This is a genomic window from Streptomyces sp. NPDC050287, assembly GCF_044459385.1.
Taxonomy (GTDB): domain Bacteria; phylum Actinomycetota; class Actinomycetes; order Streptomycetales; family Streptomycetaceae; genus Streptomyces.
In genome coordinates, this window is the sequence record NZ_JBITIY010000003.1 from 326,189 (window position 1) to 339,233 (window position 13,045).

Consider the following 13,045-nt stretch of genomic DNA (forward strand, 5'->3'; position numbering starts at 1 on the left):
GGTTAGAAGTACCCCTCGCGCTTGCGGTCTTCCATCGCGGCCTCGGACATCTTGTCGTCGGCGCGCGTGGCGCCGCGCTCGGTCAGCCGGGAGGCGGCGATCTCGGCGATCACGGCTTCCAGGGTGGTCGCGTCGGAGTCGACGGCGCCGGTGCAGGACATGTCGCCGACGGTGCGGTAGCGCACCAGCCGCTTCTCGACGCTCTCGCCGTCCTTGGGCCCGCCCCACTCGCCGGCGGTCAGCCACATCCCGGCGCGCGCGAACACCTCGCGCTCGTGGGCGAAGTAGATCTGCGGCAGCTCGATGCCCTCGCGGGCGATGTACTGCCACACGTCCAGCTCGGTCCAGTTGGACAGCGGGAAGACGCGGACGTGCTCGCCGGGCGCGTGCCGGCCGTTGTACAGGTTCCACAGCTCGGGCCGCTGGCGGCGCGGGTCCCACTGGGAGAACTCGTCCCGCAGCGAGAACACCCGCTCCTTGGCCCGGGCCTTCTCCTCGTCCCGGCGTCCGCCGCCGAAGACGGCGTCGAACTTCTCCGCCTGGATCTTCTCGGTCAGCGGCAGCGTCTGCAGCGGGTTGCGGGTGCCGTCCGGACGCTCCTTGAGCACACCGCGGTCGATGTAGTCCTGCACGGAGGCGACATGCAGCCGCAGCCCGTGCTGCTCGACCGTGCGGTCCCGGTACTCCAGCACCTCGGGGAAGTTGTGCCCGGTGTCCACGTGCAGCAGCGAGAAGGGGACGGTCGCCGGCGCGAACGCCTTCAGCGCCAGATGCAGCATGACGATGGAGTCCTTGCCGCCGGAGAACAGGATCACCGGCCGCTCGAACTCGCCCGCCACCTCACGGAAGATGTGGACGGCCTCGGACTCCAGCGCGTCCAGGTGCGAGAGGGCGTACGGCGTCGCCGTGCCCTCCTCGGCCGTGGCTACGGTCGTCGTCATGCCAGTCCCCTCTCGGTGAGCAGCGCGTGCAGCGCGGCCGCGGACTCCTGGACGCTCTGGTGCTGCGACTCGATGCGAAGGTCGGGCGTCTCGGGCTCCTCGTACGGGTCGTCGACCCCGGTGAGCCCGGTCAGTTCGCCCGCCGCCTGCTTGGCGTACAGACCCTTGACGTCCCGCTCGCTGCACACCTCGACCGGGGTCGCCACATGCACCTCGAGGTACGCCGTCCCGCCTTCCTGGTGGCGCTTGCGGACGGCCTCGCGGCTGTCGGCGTACGGCGCGATCACCGGGACCAGCGTCTTGACGCCGTTACGGGCGAGCAGTTCGGCGAGGAAGCCGATGCGCTGCACGTTGGTGTGCCGGTCCTCGCGGCTGAATCCGAGGCCCGCCGAGATGAACTCGCGGATCTCGTCGCCGTCGAGCACCTCGACGAGGTGGCCCTCCGCGCGGAGCCGGCCGGCCAGCTCGTACGCGATGGTGGTCTTGCCGGCACTCGGCAGACCCGTGAGCCAGACGGTGGCTCCGGTCGTCACGTGGTTCTCCTGGTTCTGGTGGGTCTGTTGAGTCTCGGTGGCGGTCATCCGTGCAGCCCGCACTCGGTCTTGGAGCGGCCCGCCCAGCGGCCGGCCCGCGCGTCCTCGCCCTCGAGCAGGCGGCGGGTGCAGGGGGCGCAGCCGACGGAGCCGTAGCCGTCCATCAGGAGCGGGTTGGTGAGGACGCCGTGCTCGGCGACGTACGCGTCCACGTCGTCCTGGGTCCAGCGGGCGATCGGGGAGATCTTGACCTTCTGGCGCTTCTCGTCCCAGCCGACGACCGGGGTGTTCGCCCGGGTCGGGGACTCGTCGCGGCGCAGGCCGGTCGCCCAGGCCAGGTAGTTCGTCAGGCCCTCTTCGAGCGGCTGGACCTTGCGCATCTTGCAGCACAGGTCGGGGTCGCGGTCGTGCAGCTTCGGGCCGAACTCGGCGTCCTGCTCGGCGACCGTCCGCGTCGGCGACAGCGTGATGACGTTGACGTCCATCACGGCCTCCACCGCGTCGCGGGTGCCGATGGTCTCGGGGAAGTGGTAGCCGGTGTCGAGGAAGACCACGTCGACTTGGCCCGCGCCCTTCCTCGCCCTGGACGCCAGATGGGCCACCACCGCGTCCTCCATCGAGGAGGTCACGCAGAAGCGGTCCCCGAAGGTGTCGACCGCCCACTGGAGGATCTCCAGGGCGGTGGCGTCCTCCAGGTCACGGCCCGCCTGCTCGGCGAGCGCCTTCAACTCCTCGGCGGTGCGCTCTTGCTGAACCGTGGTCATATCCGGTCCCCTCCGTCGTCGGCTCGCTGAACACCCCGGGCCAGCAGCCCGAGGAACTTCAGCTGGAATGCGCGGTTGCATGCCGCGCATTCCCAGGCGCCGTGGGTGCCTTCCGAGGCTTCGCTCGGGCGCAGGTCCTCGTCGCCGCAGTAGGGGCAGTAGAAAGGGGCGGCCCGCTCGCTCACGACAGGGCCTCCTCGTCGGCGCGCGCGGCCCACACCGCGAACCGCTCGCCGTCCTCACGCTCGGCCTGGAACCGCTTGAGCACCCGCTCGACGTAGTCCGGCAGCTCCTCGGCCGTCACCTTCAGGCCGCGCACCTTGCGGCCGAACCCGGCCTCCAGACCGAGCGCGCCGCCGAGGTGCACCTGGTAGCCCTCGACCTGCTCGCCCTTGTCGTTCAGGACGAGCTGACCCTTGAGACCGATGTCCGCCACCTGGATACGCGCGCAGGCGTTCGGGCAGCCATTGATGTTGATGGTGATCGGCTCGTCGAACTCCGGGATCCGGCGCTCCAGCTCGTCGATCAGCGAGGAGCCGCGCTGCTTGGTCTCGACGATGGCGAGCTTGCAGTACTCGATGCCGGTGCAGGCCATGGTGCCGCGCCGGAACGGGGACGGCTTCGCCGTCAGGTCCAGCGCCTGAAGCGCCTCGACCAGCGACTCGACCTGCGTCTCCTCGACATCGAGGACGATCATCTTCTGCTCGACGGTGGTCCGCACCCGGCCGGAGCCGTGCGCCTCGGCGAGCTCGGCGATCTTCGTCAGCGTCGCGCCGTCCACGCGGCCCACCCGGGGGGCGAACCCGACGTAGAACCGGCCGTCCTTCTGCCGGTGCACGCCGACGTGGTCGCGCCAGCGCTGCACGGGCTGCGCGGGGGCCGGTCCGTCGACCAGCTCGCGCTTGAGGTACTCGTCCTGCAGCACCTGGCGGAACTTCTCCGGACCCCAGTCGGCGACCAGGAACTTCAGACGAGCCCTCGTACGCAGGCGCCGGTAGCCGTAGTCGCGGAAGATGCCGATCACGCCCGCCCAGACGTCCGGCACCTCCTCCAGCGGGACCCAGGCGCCGAGCCGCACGCCGATCTTCGGGTTGGTCGACAGCCCGCCGCCCACCCACAGGTCGAAGCCGGGGCCGTGCTCGGGGTGCTCGACACCGACGAACGCCACGTCGTTGATCTCGTGGGCGACGTCCAGGAGTGGGGACCCCGAGATCGCCGTCTTGAACTTGCGGGGCAGGTTGGAGAATTCCTTGCTGCCGATGAATCGGCGGTGGATCTCCTCGATGGCGGAAGAGCCGTCGATGATCTCGTCCTCGGCGATACCCGCGACCGGGGAGCCGATGATGACACGCGGGGTGTCACCGCAGGCTTCGGTGGTGGACAGGCCGACCGCCTCCAGGCGGTTCCAGATCTCCGGCACGTCCTCGATCCGGATCCAGTGCAGCTGGATGTTCTGCCGGTCGGTGACGTCGGCGCTGCCGCGCGCGAACTCCTGCGAGATCTCGCCGATGACCTTCAGCTGCCGGGTGGTCAGCCGGCCGCCGTCGATCCGGACGCGCAGCATGAAGTACTTGTCGTCCAGCTCCTCCGGCTCCAGGATCGCGGTCTTGCCACCGTCGATCCCGGGCTTGCGCTGGGTGTACAGGCCCCACCAGCGCATCCGGCCGCGCAGGTCGTTGGGGTCGATCGAGTCGAAGCCGCGCTTGGAGTAGATCGTCTCAATGCGTGTCCGCACATTGAGACCGTCGTCGTCCTTCTTGAACTGCTCGTTGCCGTTGAGCGGGGTGTAGTGCCCCGCGGCCCACTGACCCTCACCGCGGTGACGGCTCACCTTGCGGCGGGGAGTCGCGGCGGCAGGGTTCTGCGGGGTGGCGGCCATGGTGAATACGTCCTTCGGGACAGCGATGGGTAGGGGTCGGCGCGCAGCGTCGTCGATGAGGGGCGGCGGTCGGGTGGCGGGAGGGAGGCTCTGACCTGCGCATGCGGGCGCATGGGTGATATGCGCGTCATTGCGCGGGATGAGACTCAAAGGAGGATGTGCCGGGCGGTGCCGGGGCTCTCAGCTCGCCGGACAGATGGCGCTGGACATGCGGCCGAGGTCGACGTGCCGCCGACTCACCAAGGCAATTCCAGTTCCAGACATGACGGAAGCGTGTCATGGCGATCTGGACACAGTCCAGCTTTGTCCGTCATGCGGACAGGTTCGTCCCGAATGTTGGGATGAGCGTGGCTTCCGTCACACGACCCGGACGCGGTCGCGGCCACGCGGATCGCAGCAGGTCAGACCGAGTGGGCGCCGGGCCACGGGCCCGGGGCCGCGACCTGGGGCTTCTCCTCGACCTGGGTGTCGAACAGCTTGAAGCCCCGGCGCAGATAGTTGTCCATCGCGTGCTCTCCGTCCAGGCTGCATGTATGCAGCCAGACCCGCTTGGTCTGCGGCAGACCGGGCCGCCGGTCCGCGAGATCCCAGGCACGGGCGGCGCCGTACGACAGCAGGTGCCCGCCGATCCGCCGCCCTCGGAAGGCCGGGAGCAGCCCGAAGTAGGCGATCTCCACGACCCCGTCGTCCTGGGCCTCCAGCTCCACGTACCCCGCGGGCGTTCCCCGGTCGTACGCCACCCACGTCTCCACGCCCGGCCGGTCCAGGTACTCCTGCCACCGTGCGTACGTCCAGCCCAGCCGGTCGATCCAGCGGACGTCCGCGCCGACCGAGGCGTACAGGAAGCGGCTGAACTCGGGGGAGGGGACCTCGGCGCGCACGATCCGCACGTCCCCCTCCGGCGCGGCGGCCGGCAGGAGGTCGGTCGGGGCGGTCTGCTCCAGCGACCAGGTGGTCACGGGGATGTTGGTCATGGCGGCCAGGGAATCACGAGGCCGAGCGGTCTGTCGATCCGGCCCGACCGGCCTGGGTGCTGACCGGCCCGGGTGCTGACCGGCCCGCGTTCAGACCGGCCCGGGCCCCGATCGGCCCGGTGACCGTACGGGTGCCGTCCCGCTACCTGAGCGCCCTGTCGATCGACGCCAGCGGCAGCGCGAAGAGCATCCGCTCCGACTGGGTCCACACCTCGCCGCTCTCCTCCCAGTAGGACAGGGACGCTGTGTCCGGGCTCCAGCAGTTGCGCCGGTCCTCGGCCCCGCACCGGCTCGCCCGGGCGCCGTCGGCGGTCTGTCGCCACAGCGTGCCGTGCCCGTCGCCCGAGCCGGCGCGGGTCACGTACCAGTCGGAGTGGTACGACAGCACGCCCCTGATGTCGGCCCCGTCGGTCTCGTACGCCTCGGTCGGGTCGGCGTACCCGGCGGCGTCGGTGGCCAGCAGGCCGGACCGGGGCGACGGTGTCGGGGCCGTGGCGAAGGAGTAGCGCCACAGACGGGCGGGCCGGTGGCCGCCGGTGCTGGGCCGCGCGCTCGCGACCAGGCTGTCGGGTGTCGTGGTGCGGTCCAGGGAGAGGCTCGCCGGGGCGGCGCCGTCCGCGCCGGTCAGCCGGTAGGACCCGACGGCCGGCAGTACGTACCGGTAGCCGTGCGCCGACCAGCCGCCGCGCACCCGGCCGACCGTGGACGCCTCCACGGTGGTGCGCTGGACGCGGTTCATGTCGTACACGTACAGCGCGTCGCGCCCGTTGTCGTCGGCGGTGACCAGCAGCTTGTCCTCGTACCAGACCATGCCGGACAGCCGTGAGGAGAGCGCCCGGTAGTCGCGGCCGCCGTCGACCGGAACGACCAGGAGCACCCAGGTGTAGCTGAGCCGGCCCAGGTCGTCGGCGTCGACGAACGCGACCTTGGCGAGCGGGCGGCCGGAGGCGTCGCTGTCCTGGGTCCAGCCGGAGAGGATCACGCGGTTGCTGCCCCAGACACCGTCGTCGTCGGCGTCCCCGGAGGTCGTGACCGCACCGGGCCGCCACGAGCGGGCGTCGGCGGCGTTCCAGCAGTAGGCACGGGTGGCGGCGGGCTCCACGGGCAGCGCCCCGCGCTCGTCGGCCGCGCAGGAGGAGGCGGTGCGCAGGGTGTGGTCGGCGCCGCTCAGCACGGCGTCGACGCCGACCGGCCGGCCCATCCCCGAGGCGAGCCGGTCGAGGCTGCGCTGCGGTACCCGCTGCTCCTGGAGTCGCAGCGCCGCGGTGTCGGAGGCCGCGGAGAGCGGCTTGAGGGCCCCGGGGCTGCCGTCGACCGTGGCCTGCGAGGCGCTGATCATGGTGGCCGCGCCGGTCAGGGCGAGAGCGGTCGCGGCCAGAAAGGCGCGCAGCGCCCTGCCCCGCTTGCGCCGACGATGTCTGCCGCGTTGTTTCATGCATCCTCCCCAGGCGAGCCAACTGCGCCTGATGATCTGTACGTTGACCGAGGAGCAGGTGGGGTGGCCCGTAGAGGGATGCTACGGCAGTCGGACACCGCGGGGGACGAAGACCCTGCAATTATGCGAAAGACGCACCCCGGGGATGTTCGATTGTGTCGATGGTTCACATCGTCCCGGTGGCTCAGGCGATCTCGGCCGTCCGGTGACCGGGCCATCGCGACGGCCCGACGACTCAGGCCATCTCGGCCGCCCGGGCGGCGCGCACCGCCGGAGCGGTCGAGTGGGGCAACAGGTCGACCGTTTCGGCCGGGAGAAGCACCTCGACCTCGGTGTCCTCGCCGAAACGGTAGGGCCGGTGCTCCAGCAGCCCTCCGAGGTAGCGGCGGATCCGGGACATCTCGGCGCGCACGGTCACCGTACGGGCCGGGTCCCCGAACACCTCCTCGGCCAGGCCCGCCGCACTGCGTCCGGTGCGGTGCCGGGCCAGCAGGTACAGCAACTCGGCGTGCCGGGGCGTCAGTTCGTGACTCCAGGAGCCCGCACCGCCCGACACGGTCACCGACCAGCGGCGCGGCTGGGTCAGATCCAGCACGATCCGGGTGGTGCCGCCCGGCACCGGCTCCTCCGCGACGCGGACCAGCCAGCCGCCCGCCAGCGGCTCCAGGGCGCACAGCCCGAGCGAGGGCAGCCACCGGCGGCCCGCGGAGGGCGACTTGGGCAGCGGTATCCGGTTCGTGTACGGCATCCCGGTCACCGCGGCCGTCCAGCCGTCCCGGTCCACCACCACGGCCCTGCCGCCCAGCCCGGCCAGTACCGGGGCGGCCACCGCACGCAGCCGTTCCAGTGCGGCGACATGCAGTTCGCGCAGCCTCGACTCGGCGAGCTTGGCCACCGAGTCCACCCAGGCGAGCGTGGCCGGGTGCATCGTCTCCAGCGGGCCGCTCACGTCCACCACGCCGAGCAGCCTGCCGTCCCGCGGATCGGTGATCGGGGCGCCGGCGCAGGTCCAGGTGGCGTGCGCGCGGACGAAGTGCTCGGAGGCGAAGACCTGCACCGGCCGCCGGACCACGGCCGCGGTGCCGACGCCGTTGGTGCCGACGACCTCCTCCCGCCAGTCCGCGCCGAGTTCGAAGCCGAGCCCGTCGGCTCTGCGCAGCACCGGCGCACTGCCCTCACGCCACAGCACCCGGCCCTCCTCGTCGGCGACCGCCATGATGTGGTGGGCGACGTCCGCGACCGACACCAGCCCCTCCCGCAGCACCGGCAGGACATGGCGCAGGGCCGTCGTCTCCCGGCGCCGCTGCACCTCCTCGCGCGACAGCAGCCCCGACCGGGAACCGTGCTCGGGATCGACCCCGCCGCGCAGCATCCGCCCCCAGGACTGCTCGATCACCGGGCGCGGCGCGACCGGCGCCCGCTGCCCGGAGAGCCGGGCCGAGCGGACCTCGCTGAGTACCCGCGCGGCACGCGCCGAGTCCACGGCGGCGAGCTGCGTCACGTCCGTCGGCGAGAGTGCCACTGGTCCTCCCGGAGGGCTCGGAACAACCGGTGGACGTCGTCTTTCGGCCACGGCCGACCGGTCGTTCTTGACTGTCCGTCTTGGCTGTCCGTCTCATAGTGCCGCCTGTCCGGGACAGTAGGACACACTCCGCACACAGACGCCAACAAGTTGCAACCCTCTGCAACCCTGGTGGTCGGCCCTCCGCGGATCGAGACTTGAGCGACGCCGCCACAAGCGGCGTCACCGGCCTGAACGGGCCAGCGTCGGGGGTGGTGCCGTGTCGGCGCAGCACCACCCCCGCACTATGAGCCCACGCACGTGTAAGGCACGCAGGGCTCACACCTCAGGACGCGCCCGCTCCACCACCGACGCCAGGTCCAGGCTGCTCGGCAGCGTCCCGAAGGCCGCTCCGCCGTCGCCGCCCAGGCGGGCCCCGCAGAACGCGTCGGCGACCTCCGGCGGCGCGTACCGCACCAGCAGCGAGCCCTGCAGCACCAGCGCCAGCCGCTCGGCCAGTCGCCGCGCCCGCCCCTCCACGCCGTCCAGGTCGCCGAGTTCGGTCAGCAGGTCCTTGACCGCCGCGTCCAGGCGGTGGTCGGCGCCGCGGGCCTTGCCGACCTCCAGGAGATAGGCGTTCAGGGCCTGCGGCTCCCGCTGCAACGCCCGCACCACGTCCAGCGCCTGGACGTTGCCCGCGCCCTCCCAGATCGAGTTCAGCGGCGACTCGCGCACCAGCCGGGGCATGCCCGACTCCTCGACGTACCCGTTGCCGCCCAGGCACTCGGCGGCCTCCACCGCCACCGGCGGACACCGCTTGGTCACCCAGTACTTGGCGGCCGGCACCGCGATCCTGAGCAGCGCCCGCTCGTGCTCGCTGCCGTCGTCGTAGGCCGCCGCGAGCCGCAGCGCGAGGGTGGTCGCCGCCTCCGACTCCAGCGCGAGGTCGGCCAGCACGTTACGCATCAGCGCCTTGTCGGCGAGCGGGCCGCCGAAGGCCTCGCGGTACGTGCAGTGGTGCACCGCCTGGGCGACGGCCTGTCGCATCAGCCCCGCCGAACCGAGGACACAGTCCAGCCGGGTCGCCGCCACCATCTCGATGATGGTGCGCACCCCGCGCCCCTCCTCGCCGACCCGGCGGGCCCAGGTCCCGTCGAACTCGACCTCGCTGGACGCGTTCGACCGGTTGCCCAGCTTGTCCTTGAGGCGCTGGATCATGAAGACGTTGCGGGAGCCGTCCTCCAGCACCCGCGGCACCAGAAAGCAGGTGAGTCCCTCCGGGGCCTGCGCCAGCACCAGGAAACCGTCCGACATCGGCGCCGAGCAGAACCACTTGTGCCCGGTCAGCTCGTACGTGCCGGCCTCGGCGAGCGGGGTGGCGGCGGTCGCGTTGGCGCGTACGTCGCTGCCGCCCTGCTTCTCCGTCATGCCCATCCCGAACAGCGCCCCGGCCTTCAGACGGGCCGGCCGCAGCTCGCGGTCGTAGATCATGGACGTCAGCCGGGGCTCCCACGCCGCGGCGAGCGCGGGATCGGTGCGCAGGGCGGGCACCGCGGCGTGGGTCATCGACAGAGGGCACAGGTTGCCCGCGTCGACCTGGGTCCACACCAGGAACGCGGCCGCCCGCCGGACGTGGCCGGCGGGCCGGGACCAGGCCGCGGTCAGGCCCGCGGCGACGCCCTTGCCGAGCAGCCGGTGCCAGGAGGGATGGAACTCGACCTCGTCGAGACGGTGCCCGTAGCGGTCGTGGGTGCGCAGTCTCGGCGGGTTCTCGTTCGCCTGCGTCCCCCACTCGTGCAGCTGCGCCGAACCGGAGGCCCGGCCGAGCGCCGCCAGCTCGCCGTGCACCTCGTCGAACAGCTCGGGGTCGGTGTGCCGCTCCACCGCCGCCGTCAGGGCCCGGTCGGCGGTGAAGACGTCGTATCCCACCAGGGGCGGAGGCTGGTTGGTCACGGTGTGGGTGCTGCCTGCCATGCTGCGAACCTACCCGTGATGGCGACGGTCACCACCCCGACGTGACAGTCGGCATGAATGCGCGCATGACAACGGCGGCACGACGGCGGACGGGCCGGAGCCCCGCGGGATGAGTGGAGCGCCGTACGGCGGATACCGTTAGGTCGTGCAGCCAGCGAGTGAATCCCCCCAGCGGCCCCCCTCCGGCCGTCTCCACCGGGCGCGTGCGCTCTATCGGAACGTCTCCAAGCGCCGGACCGCCTGGCTGTTGCTCAAGGACACCGTCAACTCCTGCATGGAGTACCGGATCCTGGGACTCGCTGCCGAGGCCGCGTTCTTCACGCTGCTGTCCGTGCCGCCGCTGCTGCTCAGCATGATCGGGCTGCTCGGCTACGTCGACGACTGGACCGGGGCCGACACCATCGCGAGCCTGGAGAACAACCTCCTGGAGGCCTCGCGCACGGTCCTGTCCGACAAGGGTGTCACCCAGATCGCCCAGCCGATCCTGCACGACGTGATGAAGGGCGGCCGGCCCGACGTCATCTCCATCGGATTCCTGTTCGCCCTGTGGTCGGGCTCCCGCGCGGTGAACGTCTTCATAGACACCATCACCGTCATGTACGGCCTCGACGGCGTCCGGGGCATCGTCAAGACCCGCATCATGGCGTTCCTGCTGTTCATCGTGGCCCTGCTGATCGGCTCGATCGCGCTGCCGCTGATGGTGGCCGGTCCGGACGCGGTGGTGAACATCGTCCCGTGGTCGACGACTGTCGTCCAGGTCCTGTACTGGCCCGTGGTCATCGTCCTGTCCATCGTCTTCCTGACCACGCTCTACCACGTGTCGGTCCCGGTCCGCTCCCCGTGGATCGAGGACGTGCCCGGCGCCCTGGTCGCCCTCGCCATGTGGGTCCTCGGCAGTTTCCTGCTGCGGATCTACCTCACCAGCACGGTCGAGGGCCCCACGATCTACGGCTCCCTCGCCGCGCCCGTCGCCGTCCTCCTGTGGATCGGCGTGTCCGCGTTCGCCGTCCTCGTCGGGGCCGCGGTCAACGCCGCCATCGACCGCGTCTGGCCGGCCGCCGCGACGGCCGCCGCCCGCGCCGCCAACGAACGGCTGCGCGAGGCCCAGGTCGCCCAGTACGTCGCCCGCGCCACCGCGGTCCGCGACACCGACCAGGGCGACCCCGACGACCCCGACATGCCCTCCGAGTTCCCGGAACGATGGTCACGCTTCCTGCCCCCGGAGGACGTCACCTCCCGCCTGCGCACCCACGTCAAGAGCACCCACCCCCCGCACAAGCCGGAGGATTCCTAGACCGAGGTGATCGGGGCCAGGGCGCTCGAGTTCGTCGACCACGGCGACTGTGGATCTCCAGCAGAGGCGCTACGTCGTCGCTGTCGCCGAAACCCGCGACGTCACCGGCGCCCTTTCGGAGTCGCCGACATCTTCAAGACAGGCCTGACAAACGTGATCCCGATCAGTCCTGACCGTGTGGTCGAAGAGTTCCTGCGCGTCGTTCCGAACGCCCGCACCGTGCTCGACGACCTGGCCGCCTCCGATCCCGAGAGCTACGGCGCCTGGCTGGAGGGAAGGGTCGACGACATGCTCGAGTTCTTCCTGCAGGCGTTCACCAGGCCGGTTCTGCTGCCCCTGCTGCGCGAGGACTCCCCGTCACCGATGGACGAGGCCGCGATCCGTGCGTGCTTCGAGTACGTCGAGGGCCTCGTGCTCGGTGACGACTCGTACCTCGAAAGTTCGCTGTACTTCGGAATTGTGGAACAGTTCATGGAGGGGAAGGAAATGATTCGCCGTGCCTACTTTTACAGCCTTCCGGCGACGCGGGCGGAGGTCGTATCGTTGATTGAGCGGTATCCGGAGACATTCCGCTCATTGCGCGCGGAATTGGAATTGTGAGGGTCCGCCCTCCGTGGCGGAAAACGCGCCCTCGCGCCGGCCCGCACCGGTGTCCCCTTCGCGGAGACGGCGGCCCGGTCCGGTGTCGCGGACCAGGCCCATCTGGCAAGGGACGTAAGGGAGTTGGCCGGGATGCCGCTCGGCCGGCTACTCGACCGCCCCGGGTAGCGGCTCCCACAGATCGGCGCTGTTGCCGTCCGGGTTTCCGAACCCCGGGCCGGCCCACTGGCGCGAGCCGTCCGGCGCGAGGAGCATGCGGATACGGACGGGCACCCACGGGGGCGGCCCCTGAGAGATCGCGGCCCAGTCACGGCGGGGCCGACAGGAGGCGAACGTGCTCAAGGACACCGAGGATCTCGACTGGAACGGGTGTTGGCAGTTCGACCAGGAAAGGACCATCAGCGGCCTGAGGCACGATGCGGAGGCCGCTCGCCTGCGGGAGAACGAGCAAGAGCGGGCGGACTACCTCAGGCAAGCCGAACAGTTGGACGCGCTGCCCAGGCTTTGGGAGTTCGGGGTCCCACTCACCCTCGATGAGTACAGCGAAGCCGTGCGGGTACGCAGGTGGATCCGGCACGAGCAGGACATAGCACTTCACGAGCGGTGGGTGGCACATTACGAAGCAGAGGGTCTGTCCCACACGCGGTTCGCGCAGTGGAACGCGGAACAGGTCGCGGAGCTTCGCGCCAAGTACCGTTACTACTGGTCGTCGGACGGTCACCTGCTGTTGGTCTTCCTCCGCGACGACGGCGCATTGACCGTCAACTCCGCGCTTCTGACGCCCGAGTGGGCCGAACAGCTCCGCCGTGAAACGCCGGCCTTCACGGAGCTCCTGACCCGTTACGAGGACAATCAGGCGGCAGGGCGCGGCCACGGAGACCTCCCCCTCGACTCCACGCCCCTCCCGGGCCCCGCGCTGCCCGGGCCGATGCGGCTGTGGCGCGAGCGCATCGAGAACGGACTGCGCCGCAGAGCCGCCGAACAAGCCCAGACGACGGGGCCACGGGTCACGCCGCCCGCGGCAGACAGTACGGACTGACGTCGAGCCGGGCGGCGGGGCCGCACCCTGCGCGGTCAGCAAGGGCTCCGCAGCAGCGAGTCGATGGACTCCGCGTCACGTCGTCACGGTCGAATACGCGCACGTGCCGTC

General features: G+C 71.0%; 14 protein-coding genes and 1 pseudogene. 4 read left to right on the forward strand and 11 right to left on the reverse strand.

The annotated features are described in order from the left end of the window. Positions 1-2: 2 nt before the first annotated feature. The 10 genes from cysD to ACIBK3_RS11925 all read right to left on the reverse strand — a co-directional run bounded on the left by cysD (position 3) and on the right by ACIBK3_RS11925 (position 10,001). The gene (gene cysD, locus ACIBK3_RS11880; RefSeq protein WP_399364489.1) at positions 3-941 is read right to left on the reverse strand and encodes a sulfate adenylyltransferase subunit CysD; all 939 of its coding nucleotides are present in this window, start codon (positions 939-941) and stop codon (positions 3-5) included. Next, positions 938-1,522, reverse strand: a complete 585-nt coding sequence (gene cysC, locus ACIBK3_RS11885) for an adenylyl-sulfate kinase (RefSeq protein WP_399364490.1) — start codon at positions 1,520-1,522, stop codon at positions 938-940. Before cysC ends, cysD begins: the two co-directional genes overlap by 4 nt. Beyond that, entirely contained in the window at positions 1,519-2,238 is a 720-nt protein-coding gene (locus tag ACIBK3_RS11890) for a phosphoadenylyl-sulfate reductase (RefSeq protein ID WP_399364492.1), read from the reverse strand. The genes cysC and ACIBK3_RS11890 overlap by 4 nt, the downstream gene beginning before the upstream one ends. Beyond that, positions 2,235-2,423: a hypothetical protein gene (locus ACIBK3_RS11895; protein WP_399364494.1), complete on the reverse strand. Its 189-nt coding sequence runs from the start codon at positions 2,421-2,423 to the stop codon at positions 2,235-2,237. The genes ACIBK3_RS11890 and ACIBK3_RS11895 overlap by 4 nt, the downstream gene beginning before the upstream one ends. Continuing rightward, complete coding sequence (locus ACIBK3_RS11900) at positions 2,420-4,117, reverse strand: nitrite/sulfite reductase (RefSeq protein WP_399364496.1); 1,698 nt, start codon at positions 4,115-4,117, stop codon at positions 2,420-2,422. Before ACIBK3_RS11900 ends, ACIBK3_RS11895 begins: the two co-directional genes overlap by 4 nt. Before the next feature lie 180 nt (positions 4,118-4,297). Continuing rightward, positions 4,298-4,381 carry a putative leader peptide gene (locus ACIBK3_RS11905; protein WP_309486338.1) on the reverse strand — a complete coding sequence of 28 codons (84 nt, stop codon included), beginning with the start codon at positions 4,379-4,381 and terminating at the stop codon, positions 4,298-4,300. 137 nt (positions 4,382-4,518) lie between these two features. After that, positions 4,519-5,091 (reverse strand): GNAT family N-acetyltransferase, encoded by a 573-nt coding sequence (locus ACIBK3_RS11910; RefSeq protein WP_399364499.1) that lies wholly within the window; start codon positions 5,089-5,091, stop codon positions 4,519-4,521. A gap of 142 nt (positions 5,092-5,233) precedes the next feature. Next, positions 5,234-6,526, reverse strand: a complete 1,293-nt coding sequence (locus ACIBK3_RS11915; protein WP_399364501.1) for a hypothetical protein — start codon at positions 6,524-6,526, stop codon at positions 5,234-5,236. Between the two features lie 235 nt (positions 6,527-6,761). After that, positions 6,762-8,048 (reverse strand): GAF domain-containing protein, encoded by a 1,287-nt coding sequence (locus ACIBK3_RS11920; protein ID WP_399364503.1) that lies wholly within the window; start codon positions 8,046-8,048, stop codon positions 6,762-6,764. 318 nt (positions 8,049-8,366) lie between these two features. Beyond that, positions 8,367-10,001 (reverse strand): acyl-CoA dehydrogenase family protein, encoded by a 1,635-nt coding sequence (locus ACIBK3_RS11925; RefSeq protein ID WP_399364505.1) that lies wholly within the window; start codon positions 9,999-10,001, stop codon positions 8,367-8,369. Between the two features lie 145 nt (positions 10,002-10,146). On the opposite strand from ACIBK3_RS11925, the gene ACIBK3_RS11930 reads away from it, so the two are divergent. The 3 genes and pseudogenes from ACIBK3_RS11930 to ACIBK3_RS11940 form a co-directional block, all read left to right on the forward strand. Next, positions 10,147-11,295 carry a YihY/virulence factor BrkB family protein gene (locus tag ACIBK3_RS11930; protein ID WP_399364507.1) on the forward strand — a complete coding sequence of 383 codons (1,149 nt, stop codon included), beginning with the start codon at positions 10,147-10,149 and terminating at the stop codon, positions 11,293-11,295. Positions 11,296-11,448: 153 nt separating this feature from the next. Continuing rightward, positions 11,449-11,895 carry a hypothetical protein gene (locus ACIBK3_RS11935; RefSeq protein WP_399364509.1) on the forward strand — a complete coding sequence of 149 codons (447 nt, stop codon included), beginning with the start codon at positions 11,449-11,451 and terminating at the stop codon, positions 11,893-11,895. Between the two features lie 21 nt (positions 11,896-11,916). Continuing rightward, a pseudogene (locus ACIBK3_RS11940) lies at positions 11,917-12,063 on the forward strand (AraC family transcriptional regulator); the annotation flags it as partial. Here the strand turns inward: ACIBK3_RS11940 and ACIBK3_RS11945 are convergent. After that, positions 12,043-12,168 (reverse strand): hypothetical protein, encoded by a 126-nt coding sequence (locus ACIBK3_RS11945; RefSeq protein ID WP_399364511.1) that lies wholly within the window; start codon positions 12,166-12,168, stop codon positions 12,043-12,045. The pseudogene ACIBK3_RS11940 and the gene ACIBK3_RS11945 overlap by 21 nt on opposite strands. 61 nt (positions 12,169-12,229) lie before the next feature. Here ACIBK3_RS11945 and ACIBK3_RS11950 point away from each other — a divergent pair, with 61 nt between their 5' ends. Beyond that, a complete protein-coding gene (locus tag ACIBK3_RS11950; RefSeq protein ID WP_399364513.1) occupies positions 12,230-12,934 on the forward strand; it encodes a hypothetical protein in 705 nt (234 codons plus the stop codon). The last annotated feature ends 111 nt before the right edge of the window (positions 12,935-13,045 follow it).